This is a genomic window from Nocardiopsis coralli (assembly GCF_014892575.1).
Classification (GTDB): Bacteria; Actinomycetota; Actinomycetes; order Streptosporangiales; family Streptosporangiaceae; genus Nocardiopsis; species Nocardiopsis coralli.
Map to the genome: position 1 here is coordinate 109,055 of NZ_JADBGI010000006.1, position 20,298 is coordinate 129,352.

The 20,298-nt window shown below is 71.9% G+C and carries 19 protein-coding genes; 9 read left to right on the top strand and 10 right to left on the bottom strand.

From position 1 onward, the window contains the following. The first annotated feature begins 138 nt into the window (after positions 1 to 138). A complete protein-coding gene (locus IDM40_RS08480) occupies positions 139 to 2,337 on the top strand; it encodes a DUF2637 domain-containing protein (RefSeq protein ID WP_193121379.1) in 2,199 nt (732 codons plus the stop codon). Between the two features lie 97 nt (positions 2,338 to 2,434). On the opposite strand, the gene ispF is transcribed toward IDM40_RS08480, so the two are convergent. From ispF to phoU, 3 genes are all read right to left on the bottom strand, one after another. Continuing rightward, positions 2,435 to 2,914 carry a 2-C-methyl-D-erythritol 2,4-cyclodiphosphate synthase gene (ispF, locus tag IDM40_RS08485; RefSeq protein WP_193121380.1) on the bottom strand — a complete coding sequence of 160 codons (480 nt, stop codon included), beginning with the start codon at positions 2,912 to 2,914 and terminating at the stop codon, positions 2,435 to 2,437. An 82-nt stretch (positions 2,915 to 2,996) separates the two neighbouring features. Beyond that, positions 2,997 to 3,479 (bottom strand): CarD family transcriptional regulator, encoded by a 483-nt coding sequence (locus IDM40_RS08490; protein WP_193121381.1) that lies wholly within the window; start codon positions 3,477 to 3,479, stop codon positions 2,997 to 2,999. 228 nt (positions 3,480 to 3,707) lie between these two features. Continuing rightward, positions 3,708 to 4,370, bottom strand: coding sequence for a phosphate signaling complex protein PhoU (phoU, locus tag IDM40_RS08495; RefSeq protein WP_193121382.1), 663 nt, complete (start codon positions 4,368 to 4,370; stop codon positions 3,708 to 3,710). A gap of 123 nt (positions 4,371 to 4,493) precedes the next feature. Between phoU and IDM40_RS08500 the strand changes: the two genes are divergently transcribed. Together IDM40_RS08500 and IDM40_RS08505 are read left to right on the top strand one after the other, a co-directional pair. Continuing rightward, positions 4,494 to 5,711 (top strand): sensor histidine kinase, encoded by a 1,218-nt coding sequence (locus IDM40_RS08500; RefSeq protein WP_193121383.1) that lies wholly within the window; start codon positions 4,494 to 4,496, stop codon positions 5,709 to 5,711. Beyond that, positions 5,708 to 6,406: a winged helix-turn-helix domain-containing protein gene (locus IDM40_RS08505; RefSeq protein WP_193121384.1), complete on the top strand. Its 699-nt coding sequence runs from the start codon at positions 5,708 to 5,710 to the stop codon at positions 6,404 to 6,406. The genes IDM40_RS08500 and IDM40_RS08505 overlap by 4 nt, the downstream gene beginning before the upstream one ends. A gap of 84 nt (positions 6,407 to 6,490) precedes the next feature. Here IDM40_RS08505 and dtd read toward each other — a convergent pair whose 3' ends face one another. Both dtd and IDM40_RS08515 read right to left on the bottom strand, forming a co-directional pair. Further along, entirely contained in the window at positions 6,491 to 6,916 is a 426-nt protein-coding gene (gene dtd, locus IDM40_RS08510; RefSeq protein ID WP_193121385.1) for a D-aminoacyl-tRNA deacylase, read from the bottom strand. A 16-nt stretch (positions 6,917 to 6,932) separates the two neighbouring features. Continuing rightward, positions 6,933 to 8,774, bottom strand: a complete 1,842-nt coding sequence (locus tag IDM40_RS08515) for a DUF2207 domain-containing protein (protein ID WP_193121386.1) — start codon at positions 8,772 to 8,774, stop codon at positions 6,933 to 6,935. A gap of 153 nt (positions 8,775 to 8,927) precedes the next feature. On the opposite strand from IDM40_RS08515, the gene IDM40_RS08520 reads away from it, so the two are divergent. From IDM40_RS08520 to IDM40_RS08530, 3 genes are all read left to right on the top strand, one after another. Further along, positions 8,928 to 9,830, top strand: a complete 903-nt coding sequence (locus IDM40_RS08520; protein WP_193121533.1) for a neutral zinc metallopeptidase — start codon at positions 8,928 to 8,930, stop codon at positions 9,828 to 9,830. Between the two features lie 71 nt (positions 9,831 to 9,901). Next, positions 9,902 to 10,888, top strand: coding sequence for a neutral zinc metallopeptidase (locus IDM40_RS08525; protein ID WP_193121387.1), 987 nt, complete (start codon positions 9,902 to 9,904; stop codon positions 10,886 to 10,888). Positions 10,889 to 11,008: 120 nt separating this feature from the next. Next, the gene (locus IDM40_RS08530; RefSeq protein WP_193121388.1) at positions 11,009 to 13,471 is read left to right on the top strand and encodes a hypothetical protein; all 2,463 of its coding nucleotides are present in this window, start codon (positions 11,009 to 11,011) and stop codon (positions 13,469 to 13,471) included. Here the strand turns inward: IDM40_RS08530 and IDM40_RS08535 are convergent. From IDM40_RS08535 to IDM40_RS08545, 3 genes are all read right to left on the bottom strand, one after another. Beyond that, positions 13,456 to 13,761 (bottom strand): DUF2516 family protein, encoded by a 306-nt coding sequence (locus tag IDM40_RS08535; protein WP_193121389.1) that lies wholly within the window; start codon positions 13,759 to 13,761, stop codon positions 13,456 to 13,458. The two genes, IDM40_RS08530 and IDM40_RS08535, sit on opposite strands and share 16 nt — an antisense overlap. Positions 13,762 to 13,890: 129 nt before the next feature. Then, positions 13,891 to 14,835 (bottom strand): M56 family metallopeptidase, encoded by a 945-nt coding sequence (locus IDM40_RS08540; RefSeq protein ID WP_193121390.1) that lies wholly within the window; start codon positions 14,833 to 14,835, stop codon positions 13,891 to 13,893. 5 nt (positions 14,836 to 14,840) lie between these two features. Further along, positions 14,841 to 15,203 carry a BlaI/MecI/CopY family transcriptional regulator gene (locus tag IDM40_RS08545; protein ID WP_193121391.1) on the bottom strand — a complete coding sequence of 121 codons (363 nt, stop codon included), beginning with the start codon at positions 15,201 to 15,203 and terminating at the stop codon, positions 14,841 to 14,843. A gap of 135 nt (positions 15,204 to 15,338) precedes the next feature. On the opposite strand from IDM40_RS08545, the gene IDM40_RS08550 reads away from it, so the two are divergent. Continuing rightward, positions 15,339 to 15,866, top strand: a complete 528-nt coding sequence (locus tag IDM40_RS08550; RefSeq protein ID WP_193121392.1) for an O-acetyl-ADP-ribose deacetylase — start codon at positions 15,339 to 15,341, stop codon at positions 15,864 to 15,866. A 23-nt stretch (positions 15,867 to 15,889) separates the two neighbouring features. Here IDM40_RS08550 and IDM40_RS08555 read toward each other — a convergent pair whose 3' ends face one another. Beyond that, complete coding sequence (locus tag IDM40_RS08555) at positions 15,890 to 16,681, bottom strand: SDR family NAD(P)-dependent oxidoreductase (protein WP_193121393.1); 792 nt, start codon at positions 16,679 to 16,681, stop codon at positions 15,890 to 15,892. 75 nt (positions 16,682 to 16,756) lie between these two features. Beyond that, the gene (locus IDM40_RS08560; RefSeq protein WP_193121394.1) at positions 16,757 to 18,061 is read right to left on the bottom strand and encodes a cryptochrome/photolyase family protein; all 1,305 of its coding nucleotides are present in this window, start codon (positions 18,059 to 18,061) and stop codon (positions 16,757 to 16,759) included. Positions 18,062 to 18,153: 92 nt separating this feature from the next. On the opposite strand from IDM40_RS08560, the gene IDM40_RS08565 reads away from it, so the two are divergent. Both IDM40_RS08565 and IDM40_RS08570 read left to right on the top strand, forming a co-directional pair. After that, positions 18,154 to 19,137: a YbgA family protein gene (locus tag IDM40_RS08565; protein ID WP_193121395.1), complete on the top strand. Its 984-nt coding sequence runs from the start codon at positions 18,154 to 18,156 to the stop codon at positions 19,135 to 19,137. A 107-nt stretch (positions 19,138 to 19,244) separates the two neighbouring features. After that, positions 19,245 to 20,240, top strand: coding sequence for an alpha/beta hydrolase (locus IDM40_RS08570; RefSeq protein ID WP_193121396.1), 996 nt, complete (start codon positions 19,245 to 19,247; stop codon positions 20,238 to 20,240). Positions 20,241 to 20,298: the final 58 nt, after the last annotated feature.

Sequence of the window (20,298 nt, forward strand, 5' to 3'; positions counted from 1 at the left end):
AAACCGGCCGCGGCCGCGCTCGCGCCCTCCCGAATCAGGCATATCCCCCGGACATCGGCGCCGGCCGCCGTCGGGAAGCAACCGGAATCGGCCGGAATCTCGTGTTGGCGGCACCCCCTCGACTACTCTGCGATGACGATGGCCCCTAACAACACGACCCCCGAGGAACAGCGCGACCGGTCCGGTGACCGAGCAGCGGGAGCCGGCCCCCTCATCGGCGGCACCGTCTTCGTCGGCGTCATCACCGCGTGCGCGCTCGTGCTCTCCTACCACGGCCTTTACCAGCTCGCCGAGTACGGCGGACACGAGGGCAGCGCGTTCGCCCACGTGTTCCCCGTGACCTACGCCTTGATCGTCCTCATGGCCTTCTGGGTCAGTTACGTTCTGCGTTCGGCACCGCCCCGCGACCGCCTGTGGGTCGACGTCGGGCTCATCCCCGTGCTGATCCTGTTCGCGGGGGCCACCATGGTCGCGCGCAACCTCGGTCTCTTCGACCCGCAGATCACAGGGCCGCTGCTGTCCGAACGCGTCGCCAACGTCATCGTCGCGGTCGCCCCGCTGGCCGCGCTCCTCATCGCGATCCTGCTGTGGATCACGGTCCGCGCCCACATGCGGCGACGGAACCGGGGCACCGCGCGCCCGAAGCCCTCCGCCGACCGCACGACGGTGCTGCCCGCCCGCCGCCCGGCCTCCGAGGAGCCGGAGCCCGCGCCGCTCAAGACCCGCCTGTTCGACCTCGGCCAGGAGAACCGTGGGGAGGACGAGGAGGACTCCACCGAGACCGAGCGTCTGCCCGCGGTCGGCGCTGCCTCGGAACGCGACGGGGAGGACGCCGAGCCGGAGCCGGTCGCCGACACACACGCGTTCGCGCGGCCGGAGGAGCCGGAAGAGCCCGAGGAGCCGGACGAGGTGCGCTCGGAGGCCCCCGCCGAGGTCGACCCCCCGGAGGAACCCGAGCCGGAGCCCGTCGAGGCACGGTCGGAGCCCGGTCCGGAGACCGGTTCCCTCCCCCGCCGCACGGGCGGGGACAACCCCATCAAACGCGCCGCAGAACAGCCGCCGGTCGTCCCGGGCGCCGCACCTCCGCGCGAGCCCGAGCCCGCCCCGGAGGACGATGCCGCGTTCCACCCGGTCGTGGTGCCCGACCACCTCGCCGACGAGGGCTTCGAGCACCAGTCCCCGGTGGGCGACCCCGTCACCGACGAGGCCGAGGCGCCCCGCGAGGAAGCTCCGGACGCCGGGGCCGACCTCACCGGGACGGCCACGGAGAGCCCCGCTGAACCCGTGCCGGCCGCGCCCGCACGGGCCGAGGCCACCCCACCCGTGCGTGCTGTCGGAACGTTCGAGACCCCGGCCCACGGCCCGGCGAACGCCGACGCCGACCCCGTGGACCCGGAACGCCCGGACGAAGGCCGTCCGGCGCCCGACGCCGGTGCTGCAGCCGCAGGGCCGGGCCCGGCCCCCGCCCCCGCGGGTCCCGACACCGGTTCCGTGGAGCCCGACCTGGAAGCAGAGTCCGCGGGGCCCGCCCACGACGTGCCTTCCGCGACCGAGTCCGTGCCCTTCGGGGCTCCGTCCGAGACCCCTTCCGCCCCGGACCACCCCCCGGAGGAGGCCCCGGTCGCCTCCGCAGGCCTGGACGACGAGGAGGACGGGGACCCGGCGTCCCCGGCGCCCGATCCCGCCGGGGACGAGCCCGCCGACGAGAGCGCCGACGGCCCCGCCCTGTGGGAACCGCCCACGGAGGAGACCGGCGGCATCCTGGACGACTACGTGCCCCCGGTGTGGACCCCGCCCGAGGACGACGGTCCCCTCGTCGGCACGTCCGTCGGCGAGACCGAGGGGTCCGAGGTGGCCGACGGCCCCGTCCCGGCTCTGGACCACGACACCGGCCCGGAGGTCCGCGCGGCCTTCGGAAGGCCGGCCGCCGTCCCGCCCGGTGCGTCCGTGCCCGAGGAGCCCGAGCACACCCCGGACACCGAGGAGCACGACCGCTCCGAGCCCGGCGACGCAGACTCGGCCCCCGAACCCACGGAAGTCGAGGAGCCGGCCGAACCGGCCGAGCCCGCCGAGCTCGAAGACCCCGCGTCCGACGCCCCGCCCGAGGAACCCGCCGACGACGGGGACGCGGTCCGCCGCACGACACCGCCGCCGCTGCGCCGCACCCCTCCGCCGCCCGCCAAGCCGCGTTCGTCCCCGGCGGCGCAGGCGCAGGACGCACGGTCCCTGCGCAAGCGTCCGATGGTGCTCAAGCCGCGCCGTCCCCCGATCCCGGACCTCAACTCGGGCCCGCCCTCCCGGCAGGTCCGCAGCGAGCCGATGCGCCCGGAGGACTGACCCCGCGCCCCGGAGGTCAGCCGCTCCCCAAGGCAAGGCAAAAGGCGCCCGCGAGCCATCCGCTCGCGGGCGCCTTCGTCGTGGTCCCTGTTCCGGGTCAGGCCGTGGGCACGCACAGGGCGGTCGCCACCGCCGCGATGCCCTCGCCCCGGCCCGTGAGCCCGAGCCCGTCCGTCGTGGTCGCAGAGACGCTCACCGGGGCGCCGACGACTTCGCCGAGCACCTTCTCCGCCTCCGCCCTGCGCGGGGCGAACTTGGGCCGGTTGCTGATGATCTGGATCGACACGTTGCCGACCTCGAAGCCGGCCGTGTGCACCCGGGCGACCGTCTCGGTGAGCAGGGCCGCACCGGAGGCGCCCTTCCACCGGGGGTCGGAGGTGCCGTAGTTGGATCCGAGGTCGCCCAGCCCGCACGCCGACAGCAGGGCGTCACAGGCGGCGTGGGCGGCCACGTCACCGTCGGAATGGCCACTGACCCCTTCTTCGCCCGGCCATTCCAGACCGGCAAGAAAAAGGGTGTGGTCAGGAGAAAAGGGATGGACGTCTGTTCCGACGCCCACCCTGGGAATTCGTGTCATGAAAAAGTGATATTCCACAATCGCGCCCCGGCCGATCCTGAGAATCTTCGGCCGGGGCGACGACTTGTTCGTCTGTGGTCCCCTAGTTGGTGAGAACCTCGTCGAGGAGGGCTTCGGCCTTGTCCTCGTTGGTCTTCTCCGCGAGTGCGAGCTCACTGACGAGGATCTGGCGGGCCTTGGCGAGCATGCGCTTCTCCCCTGCTGAGAGACCGCGCTCCTTGTCCCGGCGCCAGAGGTCGCGCACGACCTCCGCGACCTTGTTGACGTCGCCGGACGCCAACTTCTCCAGATTGGCCTTGTAGCGCCTGGACCAGTTCGTGGGCTCCTCGGTGTGCGGAGCCCGCAGCACCTCGAAGACCTTGTCCAGACCGTCCTGACCCACCACGTCGCGAACGCCGACGTCCTGGGCGTTCTCAGCCGGCACGCGCACCGTCAGATCGCCCTTGTCAACCCTCAGAACGAGGTAGGTTCTGTCCTCGCCCTTAATGGTGCGAGTCTCGATCGCTTCAATACGAGCAGCCCCATGATGGGGGTAGACAACAGTGTCGCCGACCTTGAAAGCCATGTGACAGGTACCCCTTCCGCTACCACGAGGATACCATGAATCTGTGACTTAACGTACCTATTAGGTTTGCGAAGCTGCAGGTCAGGCCACACTTTTCAGGGGTTGACAAAGTATACCCCGCTGCTACTGCATGCCTGGTCGGAGCGGCGCGGGGGCCTTTCGGCCCCCGCACACAGGGAAGATCGGCACCACCGCGACGTGTGGGCGCGGCGCCTCCCGAGAGCCGTGTCACGCTTCCGGCTCGTAGTCCTCCCGCCGGTCACCCGTGACCATGTAGACCAAGTTGTCGGCCACGTGCACCGCGTGGTCACCGAAGCGTTCGTAGAAGCGCCCGACGAGTGTGACGTCCATCGTGGCCTCAACGCCGTACTCCCACCCGGGCGCGAGGATGCGCTCCAGGAGCTTGCGGCGCAGGCGGTCCATCCTGTCGTCGTCCTTGTCGAGTTCCCAGGCGGTGTCGGGGTCCTTCTCGGTGATGACCTCGCCGGCCTTGGTGACGAGCATCTCGGCCTGGTGGCCCATCTCCAGCACGATCGAGCGCACCGGCTTGGGGATCGCGGAGTCCGGGTGGCGCCGACGGGCGATCTTGGCCAGGTGGACGGCGTGGTCGCCCATGCGCTCCAGGTCGCCGCGCATGTACAGCGACGTGATGATGGTCCGCAGGTCGGAGGCGACCGGCTGCTGGCGGGCCATGAGGCTGAAGGCGGTGTCCTCGATCTCCTGGTCCAGGCGGTTGATCTCCTCGTCTCCGGAGATGACCTCCTGGGCCGCGTTGAGGTCGCTGTCGAGCAGCGCCGTCGTGGCTCGGGCCACGGCATGCCTGGCCAGCCTCGTCATCTCGACGAGGCGTTCGCTCAGGCTGTCGAGGCCCTCGTGGTAGGTATCGCGCATAGGTCAATGCTCCCAGTGGTAATTCGAAGTGTCGGCCAAGGTTCGGTGAACGCTGGGCGAACCTCGCCCGTGTCACCTGCCCTGACCGGGTAAAGCCACACCCCGCACGTTTACGATCGAACCGTGCAAGGGGAACTTCTCGCCGCCGTGGCGGGCATCATCGGACTCGTGGCCGGCGTCGTCGTCGGTGCCGCGGTCAGTTCCGTGCTCCGGGCCAACGGCCGCTCGGGGACGGGCCGCGGCGGCCGCAACCACAAGCAGTCGGCAGAGCTGGGCCGGGACGGCACCACTCTTCCGCCGGGGATCGCCGAAGTGCTGTCGGCACTGCCCTCCTCCGCGGTCGTTCTGGACTCGGCCGACCGGGTCCTGCGGGCCTCCTCGGCCGCTCGTGCCTTCGGCATCGTGCGGGGCGAGGAGCTCGTCATCAGCGAGCTGCTGGCGCTGGCGCGGCAGGTACGCCGCGACGGTGTGATCAGGGAGACCGACATCGAGGTGGCGGTCCGCAAGTTCGGCCCCGACGCGACCTCGTTCGCCGTGCGCGTGGCCCCGCTCGGCGGAACGGGCCTGGTGCTGGTGCTGGCCGAGGACCAGACCGAGCACCGTCGTCTGGAGGCGGTGCGTCGGGACTTCGTCGCCAACATCTCGCACGAGTTGAAGACCCCGGTGGGCGCTCTGTCGTTGTTGGCGGAAACCGTACAGGACGCCAGTGACGATCCCGAGGCCGTCCGCCGTTTCACCGAGCGTATGCAGACCGAGGCCAACCGCCTCACCGCGGTCATCCAGGACCTCATCACGCTCTCCCGCATCCAGGGTGCCGAACCCATGGCGGAGCCCACGCGCGTGGACCTGAACGCCGTCGTGGAGGAGGCCCTGGACACGGTGCGCATGCCGGCCGACGCCAAGGGCATCGAGCTGGTCGGCAGCGGCGCCGAGGGGGTCACGGTGATGGGCGACGAGGGGCTGCTCGGCACCGCCCTGCGCAACCTCATCTCCAACGCCGTGGCCTACAGCCCGAAGAACACACGGGTCGCGGTGTCGGTGGGGAAGTCGTCGTCCTCGGTCGACATCAGCGTCGCCGACCAGGGTATCGGCATACCCCAGCAGGACCTCGAACGCATCTTCGAGCGGTTCTACCGTGTGGACGCCGCTCGGAGCCGGGCCACAGGCGGTACCGGCCTGGGCCTGGCCATCGTCAAGCACATCATGACGCACCACCGGGGAGAAGTGACCGTGTGGAGCAAGGAGGGGTCGGGCTCGACGTTCACACTGCGTCTGCCCAGACCCGAGACCGGAGGGTACGACGCCCCCCGCAACACCGACCGTCAGGAGGCGGCCCAGTGACGCGCGTACTCGTTGTCGAGGACGAAGAATCGTACAGCGACGCCCTGTCGTACATGCTGCGCAAGGAAGGTTTCGAGGTCGCCGTGGCCCCCACGGGCAACGTGGCGCTGGAGACCTTCGACCGCACCGGGGCGGACCTCGTCCTTCTCGACCTCATGCTGCCGGGCCTGTCCGGCACGGAGGTGTGCCGCACCCTGCGGCAGACGTCGAACGTCCCCGTCATCATGCTCACCGCCAAGGACTCCGAGATCGACAAGGTCGTCGGTCTGGAACTGGGCGCCGACGACTACGTCACCAAGCCGTTCTCCTCGCGTGAGCTGGTGGCCCGCATCCGTGCGGTGCTGCGCCGCCGCGGCGAGGAGGAGGCCCCGCTGCCGGCCGCGCTGGAGGCCGGTCCGGTCCGGATGGACGTGGAACGCCACGTGGTCACCGTGCGCGGCGACAACGTGTCGCTGCCGCTGAAGGAGTTCGAGCTGCTGGAGGTGCTCCTGCGCAACGCGGGGCGGGTGCTCACCCGGATGCAGCTCATCGACCGGGTGTGGGGCGCCGATTACGTCGGTGACACCAAGACCCTGGACGTGCACGTCAAGCGGTTGCGCGCCAAGATCGAGGAGGACCCCTCCCACCCGCGCTACATCGTCACCGTGCGCGGGCTGGGCTACAAGTTCGAGCCGGTCACCGTCGAAGCGAGCTGAGCACGGCCGTACCCCTCACTGCGCCCCGGACCCCCTCGGGTCGGGGCGCTGCGTCGTGTCCGGGACCGTCTGCCGCCCTGACGCTCAGACCTCGAGGACGACCGTGAAGGGCCCCTCGTTGGTCAGTGAGACCGACATCTGCGCGCCGAAGACCCCGGTGGCGACCTCGGCGCCGAGCTCACGCAGCTCCTCGACGACCGCGTCCACGAGCGGTTCGGCCACCTCGCCGGGCGCGGCCGCCTGCCACGTGGGGCGGCGGCCCTTGCGGGCGTCGCCGTAGAGGGTGAACTGGCTGACGACCAGGAGGGGCGCTCCGACGTCGGAGCAGGACTTCTCGCCCTCGAGGATGCGCAGCGTCCACAGTTTCCTGGCGATCTTGGCGGCCTCGGCCCGGGTGTCGCTGTGGGTGGCGCCCACGAGGGCCATGAGCCCGGGGCCGGTGATCTCGCCGACGGTCGCCCCGTCGACGGTCACCGACGCGTGCGAGACCCGCTGTGCGACCGCGCGCATGTCGTCGTCCTCCTGCTCATGAGTCGGCCTTGAAGCGGTTGAGGGACCGCAGCCGCCGGGTGTTGGTGATGACACCGGTGAGGGTCACCACGAAGGTGCTCACGGAGTCGGCGAAATCCTCTCGGATCCGCCATCCGTCCGGACCGGTGTACCAGTGGAGCCCGTCGCCGTCGAGTTCGTCGCTGGTGAGGTCGGTGCTCGCGGCCTCGGCGAGCAGGGCGGCCCAGCGGTCGACGTCGTCGAAGATGACGGCGTAGGGCAGGTAGCGCGAGAAGAAGGTGACCCGGCGTTCGGGCGGGGCCTGGGTGGCGCGTTCGCTCTCGAGGTAGTCGCGGAAGCCCATCGTGTGGGCGTAGACGGAGCTGCCCAGGCGGGTCTTGGCGGGCATGTACTGGGCCCCGGCGGTGACGGCGGCGCCGACGATGACCACCGCGAGTCCCGTGAAGGCCAGGGAGGTGAAGGCGGCGAGCACCCCGGTGAGCACGACCCCGGCGGCGGTGACGGCCATGCCGATGGTGGTCCACAGGCCGCGTTCCTGGTCGGGCGAGCGTGCGAACCAGCCGAGGTGGACCATGTCGCGGTAGAGCTGGGCGCGTACCCGGTCGACGCGTTCGGGCAGGTGCGGGGACCTGCGGGCGGAGGCGAGGTCGGACAGGGTGACAGTGTCGTCGTCGCCGAAGAGGGCCTCCATGAGGAGTTCCTCGGAGGGCAGGAGCGGTTCGTCGGTGCCGCCCTCCTCGCGCACCAGGCGCCAGTCGACCGACGTGAAGTGGTGGTGCGGCAGTTCCTCGATGCGTAGGTGCCCGCGGACGGCGAGGTCGAGCACGGTGGCGGTGAGGTCGGCGATGTCGACTCGTTCGTCGATGAGGGTGCCGATCTGGCCGGGGTGCACGTCGTCGGGGGCGTGGAAGCGGGGCAGGAGTCCGGGCCGGTCCTCGATGGGGTCGTGGTCGCCCTCGGCGGACTCCTTGCGCAGGGCACGTTCGTCGCGGCCGCGGATGCGTACGAGGGCGACGAGGCCGGCGGCGGGCAGCAGGAGCAGGAGCCCGAAGACGGTGGCGGTGGTGGGTGTGATCGCGAAGGCCGAGGCCAGGGACCACCGACGGTCGAGGTCGGGTGCGCCCTCGGCGGTGCCCTCGGGGTAGGTGACCACGATGTCGAGGCGGTCGGCGGGTGACATGTCGGCCTGCAGGAAGTGGGCCACGGAGGCGTCCTGGCCCATGTCCGAGGCGGTGCAGTACATGGCGCTGCGGGGTTCGCCGGCCAGGCAGGACACCGCCTCGGGCGGCATGGGGGCGTTCACGGTGACGTCGGTGGTCTCGACGTGGTGGCTGTAGGCGCCCACGGCCCGCCACTCCAGCTGGACCCCTTCGGAGACCTCGGTGACCGCGCCGGTGACGGTGTAGTCGAGCTCGACCTGTTCGCGCCCTGCGGTGTCCAGGTGCACCAGGAGCGAGGCGCCCTCCTGCTCGGTCTCGACGGGGACGGTACCGCCGTCGGGGTCGACCGCGCGCACGTTCTCGACCTCGAAGCGGCGGTCGTACTCCTTGTCGTAGAGCATCGCCGTGGTCAGGGCGCGGCTGAAGGTGTCGGGGGCACCGCCGTCGAAGGTGAGGGTCTCGCGTGCGGTCAGGGTGCCGTCACCGTCGAGGTCCAGCTGGATGTCGTTGGTGATGGCGCCCCCCGGGTCGGCGGCCCCCGGCGCCTGCCCCGGTACTGTTGTGGTCGGCACGGCCGCGGCCTCTGCCCGGGGCGTCCCTCCCGCCCCGCTGAGGAGCACAGCCGTGACCAGCGAGGACAGCACGAGCAGGGCCGTCGCGCCCGCGACCGCCCGACGCCAGGAGTCGACCCACCACATGACGCGAGAGCCTATCCGGTCCCGTTGTGCGTCGTTGCCCGGGGCGTGTCCCCGGGCCGCAGGTCACCCGATGTGCGCGGGGGTCGCGGAGTGAGAGCGCGGTCCCTGCCCGACGCGGGGGCCTGGGCCGAGCGCCCCGGGCTCCTCCAGCGGATGGGCCTGGGGGTGGCGTTGACGCTGGGTACCGGGTTGGCGGCGGTGGGTGTCACGGGGTTCCTCGCGATCTCGGCGGCCTTCCCCCCGAACGGGCACGACACCGGCATCGCGGAGGCCGGTTTCCCCGCAGCGGGCGGGCTTCCCGGCGGCAGCAGCGCGTCCGACGCCGTGGCCGATTCCGGCCAGGAAGGGTACGGGGACGACCCGCTCGGAGACAACCCGCTGTACCGGGTCGGCGAGCTGGGCGAGGTGACCTGTGCAGCACCGGATCTCGACGAGTCGGACCCCGAGTCCGTCGAGGAGTTCGCGCATGCCATCGCCGACTGCCTGGACGCGGCGTGGTCGGACTACTTCGACGAGGCCGGGCTGGAGTTCTCCTCCCCCAACCGCGTGTACTGGCACGCGCCCGGCCACAGCCCCTGCGGCCCCTTCCCGGACGAAGGGACGGCGGCGTTCTACTGCGGCGCGAACGAGGGCCTGTACCTGGGTGTGGAGGACATCGTGGAGGCCTCGGCCGGCAACGACGAGCCGGAGGCGTACACGTTCCTGCTCAGCCACGAGTACGGGCACCACGTGCAGGGGCAGTCCGGGATGCTGGCGGAGCTGCACGCGGCGCGGGCCACGGCGAACAGGGACGGTGAGGACGAGCTGACCAGGCGGAACGAGCTCCAGGCCAACTGTCTGGGCGGGGTGTTCCTGGGGGCGTCGGGCGACTCTCTCGGGCACGGCCGGTCGGAACAGGACAATATCCTCGACGACGTCGCACGCCGCAGCGACAGCGGCGGCGAGCACACACACGGTTCGCAGGAGAACGGGATCCTGTGGACCCTCCACGGCATGGACCGGATGAACCCGGCCTCCTGCAACACGTGGGTGGCCGACGAGCCGCTGGTGCGGTGAGTGGGCCGGGGCCGCGGTTCCTCCCCCGCGGCCGGGAACGGCGACGGCGACGACAGGTGGGCGGACCAGGGGTGCACGCGGGCTTCGGAGAATCGTCCCGGGCCGAGGCGGTGCGCAGGGCCCGGCGCAGCGACCGCCGGGTGTTCGCGCTCGTCACGGCTCTGCTGGTGGCGCTCCTGGCGTTGACGCTGTTGTCGTGGACGACCGTGGCGGAGGAGGGCTCCGGCGGTGCGTCCCAGGAGATGGAGGACCCGGCCGACGTCGGCCCGCCCGCGGACGAGACCAACGTTCCGGGCAGTGGTGCCGTGTCCGAGCGGCTCGGGACCCAGGACACCCCCACGGGCCGGACGGCGCTGGTGGCCAACCCTCTGTACGAGTCGGGGCGCCTGAGCCCGCTGCCGTGCCCGGTACCGGAGCTGGAGTCACAGGACCCGGAGTCGATGGAGGAGTTCCTGCACACGATCGCCGACTGCCTGGACCAGACCTGGGAGGCGCAGTTCGCCAAGGCGGGGCTGGAGTACGAGGCGCCCGAGCGGGTCTTCTGGGAGGAGCCGGGGGTCAGCCCGTGCCGTCCTTATCCCTCTCCTGCGGGCGCGTTCTACTGCCGGGCGAGCGAGAGCATCTACATCGGCCTGACCGACGTGGTGGAGAAGTGGAACGGGGCCTCGCAGAGCGTCATCTACGCGTCGCTGCTGGCCCACGAGTACGCCCACCACGTGCAGGGCGAGTCCGGGCTCCTGGAGTACTACCACGAGCAGCGCCAACTGGAGACCGAGGAGGCGGACCGGAACTCGTGGACGCGCCGCAGCGAACTGCAGGCCAACTGCATGGCGGGGGCGTTCCTTGGTTCGGTGCGGGTGTCGTACCCGTTGACCGACGGGGACCTGGACACGCTCCTGACCGACGCCGCGGCCACCGCCGACCGCCCCGAGGAGACGGCCGAGGAGCGCACGCACGGGTCGATCGACAACAGCGTCTCCTGGACCGAGCAGGGTTGGGAGGAGCAGGACCCGGGTGTGTGCAACACCTGGGAGGCCTCGGAGGACGAGGTGTACTGACCACCCTGCGGTGACGGCCCGCCCCGTGTGCGCGGGGGACCCGGTGCCCGCGGGGCCGGGTGCGGCCGTTGTCCACAGGCGGGGGATCCGACCTGTTTCCGGGGACCCGGGCGTGGTTATATGCGGACCATGCCGGATCACTCCGTACCCCCCGGTCCCCGTCTTCCCTCCTCCCCGACGGCCCCCGCGCCCCTCGCCGACGATCCCCCGGCGCAGGAGGCCGCCGCACCCGGTGCCGACCGCGTCGAACTGCGTGTGCACGGGGTCAGCGGCGGCCGTGCCGAGGAGCTGTTGGACGTCGAGCCGGCGGTACGGGTCGGCGGCGACCGGTCTGCGGGGTTCTTCCGGTGGCGCCGCGAGCCCGACACCGAGACGGTGCCCGGCATGCGGCGGGAGATCTTCGCGTGGGGGAACCTGACCTCCGGCAGCGCCTCCCGCGCGTTCTGGCTGCTGCTCCTGCCGTTCATGCTGCTCAACATCTCGTACTGGATGCGGCCGGGCCGGGTCGACCGCGGTCCGCGCGGGGTACGCCGGGTGGCCAACAACGTCTACGGGGCCGGGGTGCGGTTGCTCGCCCTGTCGTTGACGGTGCTCATCGTGCTCGCGGCGGCCGGGATCGGCATGGACCTGGTGGCCTGGCAGTGCCCGGCGCAGGCGCAGGAGTGTGTGCGGGCGCGGCCGTGGCTGGCGTTCCTGGCGGCGCCGGCCTCGCCCCTGTCGGCCCCGGGCACGGCCCTGCTCATCGGGGCGCTGCTGCCCGCGCTGGTCGTGGTGGCGCTGTGGCGGCTCTCGCGCCGCACGGCCTCCGACTACGAGGTCGCCGACGGCCGGGTCCGCGCCGAGCCCTCCGACGCCGCGCCGCTGAGCAAGCCGGGGTTCTGGAACAACAGCGAGACCATGGCGCGGCTGCGGTCGGCGCACATCGCGGTGGCCGTGGGAACGGTGGCGGCGCTCCTGCTGGTGCCGGCAGTCGGTTACGACCTGGAGGCGCACGCGCTGGGTGAGCCCGCGCTGCCGGGGTCCTGGGTTCCGGGTGTGCTGCTCGCGGTGCTGCTGGCCGCGGTGACCACGGCCGCGACGGTGAGTGTGCTGGTGCCGGGGGTGGATCCCCGGTGGAACGCGCGCGCCGACCTGCTCTGCCGGGTACTGCGCGACCTCGCGCTCGGGTTGGCGGCGGTGGTCGCCCTGTACACGTTCTGGCCCCGCCCGGGGTGGGTGGCCGAGGGGCGCCTGCCGGGCGCCACGAGCATGCTCAACACCCTGTTCACGGTTCAGGGGGTGCTGGTCTTCGTCCTGGTCGGGGCGGCCCTGGCCCTGCACACGGTCGACCGGGCCCACGGGTTCACCGCGATGCGGGGCATGGCCGGGCCGGCGACGGCCGCGCTGGGTGTGCTGCTGGGCGGTGCTTTCTCCGCGGCGTTGGTGTTCCAGGGGTCGGTGTGGTTGAGCGGGTGCGGTTCGTTCGCCACGGAGGAGGCCGACTGCGTGCCACTCGTGCCCCCGGAGATCTACTCGTGGTTGCAGCTGGCCATCGCGCTGGAGGCGGTGGTGGTGCTCGTGGTGGCGGCGTTCCTCCTGGTGCGGTTGCACGCGGTGCGCAGGGCGCTGATCCCCGACGTGGCCGAGCACTACGGACGCGGGGAGGATGCCCGGCGCACCCGCGACATCGCACACGCCTGGGCGGTGGGCCGCCTGACCGACACCATGCCGGGTGTGGTCCTGGCCCTGCTGCTGCCGGTGCTCGCACTGGTCGGGTTGGCGGTGCACGCGGCCCTGACCGGCGGCATGGAGACCGGACCGGCACCGGCGGCGAGCGCGGTCGCCGGGGGCATGGAGGGCGTCGCCCTCGAGACCATCAGCACGCTCACCGGTATCGGCTCGCTGCTCGGAGCAGGCGCGCTGGTGGCGCTGGTGTGGATCGGGCGCAGCGCCTACCGCGACCGGCCCACCCGCCAGGCCGTCGGGGCGCTGTGGGACGTGGGCACGTTCTGGCCGCGGGTGGCGCACCCGTTGGCGCCGCCGTCCTACGCGGAGCGGGCGGTGCCGCAGCTGACGGTCCGGGTGGCGCACCTGACCGGGGACGGGACCACCGTGGTGCTGTCCGGGCACTCACAGGGGTCGGTGCTGGCGGCGGCGACGGTGTGGCAGCTGCCGAAGGACTGTCTGGGCCGGGTCTCGTTGGTCACCCACGGGTCCCCGCTCGACCGGCTGTACGCGCGGTACTTCCCGGCCTACTTCGGGCCGCACTCCTTCGCCGACCTGCAGCGGCGCACGTCGGGGTGGCGGAACCTGTGGCGGCGCAGCGACGCGATCGCCGGTCCGGTGCGGGTGCGCACCGACCCCGACGACCGCAACAGCGAGCTGACGGTGGTGGAGCCCCGGGAACCGCTCACCGACCCGGTGGCCTACGACGCTCCGCCCGGGGAAGCACGCCGCCCGGAGATCCTGGGGCACTCGTCCTACACGTACGACCCGGCCTACGCGGAGGCGCTGTGGCGGGTCTCGACCGAGGAAGCGCAGGTCACGGGCGAGGAAGGTCCGGTCTCACTCGAAGGAGGGGGTGACCCTCACCAGGGGCCGTAGGGGCCGTTGTTGCGGCCGTTGTCCACACCCTTGACCGCGGGGCGCACGTCGAGGAGGTAGATGAGTGTCACCACCAGGCAAGCGATGACGAGCACGCCGCGGCCGGAGAAGACCGCGAGGCCGGACAGCGCCGTGGCCGCACCGGTGAGGATGACCCAGAGCTTCTTGGTCTGCTTGTCCATCACCTCGAACGCGGCGGCCGGCGTACGTACCGCCTCGACCAGCGCGTAGAGACTGGCCACGAAAGTGGCCAGGTAGATGGCGAACCAGATCAGGCCCACAAGGATCACTCTCCCGATTGCACGTTGGGCGGGTGGTGCGCCCGCTCCCCCACGGTAAACGGACAGAGGGCACCAATCGTGCCCGAGCGATCGTGTTCCTGCGGGTGTCGGCGGTCTCCCCGGCCACGGGAGGCCCGGTCAGACGGGGATGTGCCAGAGGCAGACGACAGAGGAGAGGAGGAAGGCCGAGGACCCCATCACGAACGCACCGATGTGGTACGAGAGCTCGTCGTCGGGGTGCAGCAGCCGGTTGACGCGCCGCACGACGCCGGGCTGGGCCTTCTCGACCACGGCCATCGCCCCGTCCGGAACGGGCCCGGGGCCGGCGGCGCCGAACCGCAGCAGCGCGGTGGCGAGCTCGCGAGGGGAGCTGGTGCGGCGTGCCTGGTCGTCGGCGCACATCTCGATGAGCAGCGCGACGGTCTCGTAGTAGGTGCGCACCAGCCGCACCTTCGGGAACGCACGCTTGAGGGAGGAGAAGGGCAGCAGCACCAGGTCGTGGCGCTGGCGCAGGTGGGCCTGCTCGTGGGCGAGCACGGCGGCGAGTTCCTTGTCGTCCAGGACCTCCAGCGCGCCGGCGCTGATGACGACCTGGGAACGCAGGACCCCGGGCAGGCAGTAGGCGGCGGCCACGGGGTGATCGACGACCCGGGCGCCGGGCACGTCGGGGTGTTCCTCGGCCACGAGCGCCAGCAGGTCGTGGTGGCGTCGGCGCACGCGTACGACCTGGACGAAGGAGGAGACCAGACCGTAGAAGAGCACCAGCGTGAGCACCATGGCGAGCACCACGGCCACGATGTGGCTGATGCCTTCGAGCCCCTGGGAGAGCTCGGCCAGGAAGAGTTCACCGGTGAAGATGTCGCCGACCAGGGCCATGCTGCCGGCGGCTGCGCCCTTCTGGTACGAGGACAGGCCGAAGGAGAGCAGGGCACCGATGGTGGACACACCCCAGGCGAGGCCGAGGGCCTGCCAGGCGATGACCGCTGTGTAGGGGCCGCGAGTGGGCCATTTGGCCCTGTGGAGGGCTTCCATGGCCAAAAGACAGCCGACCGATACCAGGGAGAGGAGGGCTGCACTGACCATACGGGCTAGTTCCTTGGCTGCTCGATTTCACCGAGTGCGCGCCGGAGCGCTTCAGCCTCCTGGCCGTCCATGGACTGGACGAAGGCGGCCAGAGCGGCATCGCGGTCACCCGTCTGGCCGAGCGCGTCGAACATCATCTCCGACACGTAGTTCTCTCGGCTCGCGGCCGGGCTGTACCGCCACGCACGTCCCTCACGTGCCCGGTCGACCACCTTCTTCTTGGCGAGCCGGTCGAGCACGGTCATGACGGTCGTGTGTGCCAGGTCGCGATCGGCCAGGGCCTTACCCACCTCACGAACCGTCATCGGTTCATTGCGTGCCCACAGTACATCCATCACCGCGCGTTCGAGTTCGCCAAGCCGATTCATGCCAGTGAGTCTACCGGCGCATCTACTACGCGTTGTCGTACCCCCACGTTAAATCTGGATGGCCTGTGGGCAAGGCGTTCTTGACCCGTTCGGCAGGGGTGTGGCGCTCCGTCACCGGCAGGGTAGGGACCGGGCATGGCTACCGACAACCCCACGGACATCACCCTCCTCCGTGGAGACATCACAGAGCAGCACGTCGACGCCGTCGTCAACGCCGCGAACAGCTCCCTCATGGGCGGCGGCGGGGTCGACGGCGCGATCCACCGTGCGGGCGGACCGACGATCCTGGAGGGGTGCCGCGCCCTGCGGTCCTCGGAGTTCCCGGAAGGGCTCCCGGCGGGACGGGCCGCTGCCACGACCGCCGGCGACCTTCCCGCACGCTGGGTGATCCACACCGTCGGCCCCGTGTACAGCAAGGAGGAGGACCGGAGCGGGCTTCTGGCCTCGTGCTTCACCGAGTCGCTACGGATCGCGCACGGGCTGGGCGCGGGGTCGATCGCTTTCCCCGCGATCTCCACGGGTGTCTACCGCTGGCCGGTGGAGGACGCGGCGCGGATCGCGGCGCAGGCGGTGCGCACGGCACCGGAGAGCGTTCCCGACATCCGGTTCGTTCTGTTCAGCGACCGGGCGCTGGCGGCGTTCGAGGAGGCGTTCGCACCCTGAGCGCCTGCGTCGGCGGCGTTCCCTCAGAGCGCGTGGCCGCCGGCGACCTGCAGTACCTGGCCGGTGATCCAACGGGCCTGGTGGGAGGCGAGGAAGACCACCGCGTCCGCGATGTCCTCGGGCTCGCCCACGCGTCCCAGAGGCACGACCGAGCGGGCGTGCTCGAGCGTCTCGCCCTCCATCCAACCCGTCTGGACCGGGCCGGGAGCGACGGCGTTGACGCGGATCCCGGTCGGGCCGAGGTCCAGGGCGAGTCCGCGGGTCAGCGATTCCAGGGCGGCCTTCGACGTGCCGTAGGCGACCTGGCCGGGGAACGCACGGGCGGCGTCGGTTGAGATGTTGACGGCGCAGGGCGGGTCCCCGGCGTCCTCGACGAGGGCGCGGCGGCGGGCGAGCTGGGAGATGAGCAGGGCCGGGGCGACCGAGTTGACCCGGTAGGTGCGTTCGAGGGTCCCGGCGGTGAGGGTGTCGACGGTGTCGGGGCTCTCGCAGTGCGCGGCGTTGTTGACCAGCACGTCCACGGGGCCGAGGAGGTTCTCGACCTCCTCCAGCAGGCGTCCGGGGGCGTCGGGCTCGGAGAGGTCGGCGGTCACGGACACGGCCCCGGGCAGGTCGGTGACCAGGTCGGCCACGCCTTCGCCGTCGGGGGTGACGTGGTCCCAGTGGGCGCCCTCGGGTTCGGGTTCGGCGCGGCCGAGGTTGTGCACGGCCACACGGGCGCCCTCGGCGGCGAAGGCCCGTGCGACGGCGGCGCCGATGCCCGCGCCGGCCCCGGTGACGAGGACGGTGCGATCCCTGAGCCCGGTGTCGATCATGGTGTGCCCCCCGTGTGTGGTCTCCCCCGGAACGCGACCGATCCTAACGAGCGCCCACGTCCCGGCCCAGGGAATTCAGCCGCCCTCGGGGTCGGCGATGGGTTCGGGGTATCCGGGCGGGGGCGGGTCCTGGGCCCAGGGCGTGTGCGCACTGCGTCCGGGAAGGTCGGCCAGTTCGGGAACGTGCCTCCGGACGTAGACGCCCTCGGGGTCGAAGCGGCGTGCCTGGCGCAGGGGGTTGAACCCGCGGTTGGGGCGCGTGTCGTTGCCCGTGCCGGCCACCCACTGCCAGTTCCCGTGGTCGTCGGCGACGTCTCCGTCGTACAGGTGCGCGTCGAAGTGGGCGACGCCGTGGCGCCAGTGCACGCGCAGGGTGCGGGTGAGGAAGGCCGCGGTGATCATGCGGGCCCGGTTGTGCATGAAGCCCTCGTCGAGGAGCTGGCGCATGCCGGCGTCGACGATCGGGACGCCGGTGCGCCCCTGTTTCCAGGCCTCGAGTGCGTCCGGATCCTCGTGCCAGGTGCGGCCGCGGTCTCGGTAGTCGTGCACGGTGATGCCGGGGAAGGCTGCGGTGACCTGGTGGTGGAAGTCGCGCCAGGCCAGCTGCCGCACGTAGGCGTCGCCGCCGCGGGCGTGGGCGGCCCGTTCCAGTTCCAGCGCGGACAGGCAGCCGAAGCGGAGGTCGGCCGACAGCTGGGAGGTGGCCCGGCCGGGGAGGTCGTCGTGGCGGTCGGGGTACTCGGCCAGGCCGCCGTCGAGCCAGTCGTTCCGGCGTGTGCGGGCGCGCGCTTCGCCCCCGCGCAGGGGCACGCGTGCGGGGACACCCCGGCCCTCCTCGGGCAGGTGGCCGGGGATCGTTCCGGGTTCGGGGCCCGAGGGCACGGGCACGCGGTCGGGTGCGGGCAGGACCGGCCTGCGCTCGGTACCTTCCCAGGCGCGCCAGTAGGGGGTGAAGACCTTGTAGTGGTCCCCGCCGACCGGGGTGAGGGCGCCGGGCGGGACGACGGTGAGCCCCGGGTGCGTGTGCACGCGCAGGCCCGTGCAGGAGAGCCGGTCCAGGCGCCGCTGCGCGGTACGGCTCACCCCGGCGGACAGGTGGACGTCGGTGGCCCCGGTCTCCTGGGCGAGGGCGTGCACCTCCTCGGCGGTCTCCCCCTGACGTACGAACAGCTCTCCTCCGCGGGCGCGCAGGGTCGCGCGCAGGTCCGCGAGGGCGTCGGCGAGGTAGGCGTTGCGGTTGCGCGACGCCCGCCCGGTCAGCGCCGGGTCGAGCACGAACACGGGCACGGCCCGGTCGTTCTGCTCGAGCGCGCGGGCGAGCGCGGGGTGGTCGTGGACGCGCAGGTCCTGGGTGAACAGCACGAGGGCGGTCTCTGCCACCAGGCCTTCCTCACTCTCGGTCACGGTTGTGGCCACTGAATCCGGGTGGTGACCACGGTGCCAGAGAGCGAGCCTGCGGGTAGGGGGAACACATGAAGCCGAACAACCCTCCGGAGACGACGAACGCCCCCCGCCCGCTGGTGGGGGTGTCCAGTTGCCTGCTCGGCGCCCCGGTGCGCCACAACGGAGGGCACTCACGCCACCGGTTCCTCACCGACGAGTTGGACCGGTTCGTGGACTGGCTCCCGGTGTGCCCGGAGGCGGAGATCGGACTGGGCACACCGCGCCCGACCCTGCGGCTGCGGCGCCGCGAGGAGCAGGACCGGGTGGTCTCCAACGCCGACGGGGCCGACCACACCGACGCTCTCGCCTCCATCGCCGACCAGCACCTCGACCGCCTGCGCGAGGCCGACGGGTACGTGCTGAAGAACAAGTCGCCCAGCTGCGGGCTGTTCGCCCTCCCGGTCGCAGGCGAGGAGGGTCAGAGGGTGAGCGGCAGCGGGCGCGGGGCCTTCGCCGACCGGCTCACGCGCCTGCTGCCGTCCCTGCCGGTGGAGGAACAGGGCCGGCTGATGGACGCCTCGCTCCGGGAGTGGTTCGTGGAACGGGTCTTCGCGCACGCGCGGCTGCGGACCCTGTTCGCGGGCGACTGGCGGCCGAAGGACCTCGTGGACTTCCACACCCGGCACAAGCTCCAGCTCATGGCGCACTCGCCGGAGGGCTACCGGGAGACCGGACGCCTGGTGGCGCGGGCCGGCGAGCGCCCGCGGCAGTGGACGGAGGAGGCCTACACCGCGGCCTTCCACCGCGCCCTGGCCGTGCGCACGAGTCGGGGCAAGCACGCCAACGCACTCCAGCACGCGTTCGGGATGCTGAGCCCGCTCCTCGACGACGGGCGCCGCCACGACCTGCTGGCCTCCATCGAGGACTACCGGCAGGAGCGTGCTCCGTTGAGTCTGCCGACGGCCCTGCTGCGCCACCACTGCGGGTCGGAGGAGGTGCCGTGGGCGCGGGACCAGACCTACCTGCGGCCGTACCCGGACGATCTCCGTCTGAGGCACGCCGTGGCCGTGTGACACAGAGACGAACACACACGGGGAGTAATTGGCTACACTGAGTAACTACCCCGAGGCCGGGTGCCCCTGTCCCCGGCCACCCCTCCCCGTTCCTCCGAGGTGTCGGTGTGTTCACGTCCTTGTCCTGGCGTCCCCTCGTCCTCGCGTCCTCCTGCACCGTCGCGATGGTCGCCGTGACCCTGGCGACCGTCCCGTCCGAGGGCCTGGTCGAGCGGGTCGAGGCCCGGCTGCCCCAGAGCGCGCCGGAGCTGACCGCGCACGAGATGCGCCTGCCCGAGGAGGGAGGCACTCCCCTGGCCGCCCCGCACCCCGAACCGGGCGGGGTCGCCGCGTGCGAGGAGGGCGGCAGCGACGAAGTACTCGCCCTCGACGACGACGGCGCCCCGGGCGGACAGCGACCCCTCTGGGTGCACCGGCCCCCGGGCCCCGACAGCGCCGACCTGCCCGTCCTGTACCTGCTGCACGGCTCGGCCTCCACCCACGTCACGCTCATGGAGCAGGGCCTGGGCCCCCTGCTGGACCGCGAGATGTGCCGAACCGGGGTGGAGTTCGTGGTCGCCGCACCACACGGGCAGGAGTCCGGCGGGGCGGCGACCGAGTGGGCCGACGCCGCCGACGGGTCCTTCGGCCTGGAGAGCTTCGTCACCGGCGACGCGGTCGAGGCGGTCGAGGGCGAGCACGGGCGGCACCGGAACCTGCGTGCGATCGGCGGGTTCTCCATGGGCGGGTACGGCGCAGCGAACCTGGCACTGCGCAACACCGAGCTGTACACCCAGGTCGCCTCGTTCGGCGGGTACTTCGGCGCGGACGACCCGCACGGGGTTCTCGGCGACGACACCGCCGAGCACTCCCCCGACCGGCTCCTCGACCGCGGGGGCCCCGACGACCTCCGGTTCGTGCTGGTGGAGGGCGACGACGAGCACCCGGGGCCGGAGGACGGGGGCGTGCGCGGGGAGGCCGAACGCTTCGCCGGGCTGCTCGAGGACCGCGGTATGACGGTCGCCACCGACCACCCCGACGGCGGACACGACTTCGAGACCTGGAAGAGCTCCGTTCCCACCGCCGTCGACTTCCTCGCCGCCGGGTGGGCCGCGTCCCCCTGATCTCCCCTTTTGTCAAGACCCGGCCCCTCGGACCGTCCGGTTGGGAACAGTGTGTACC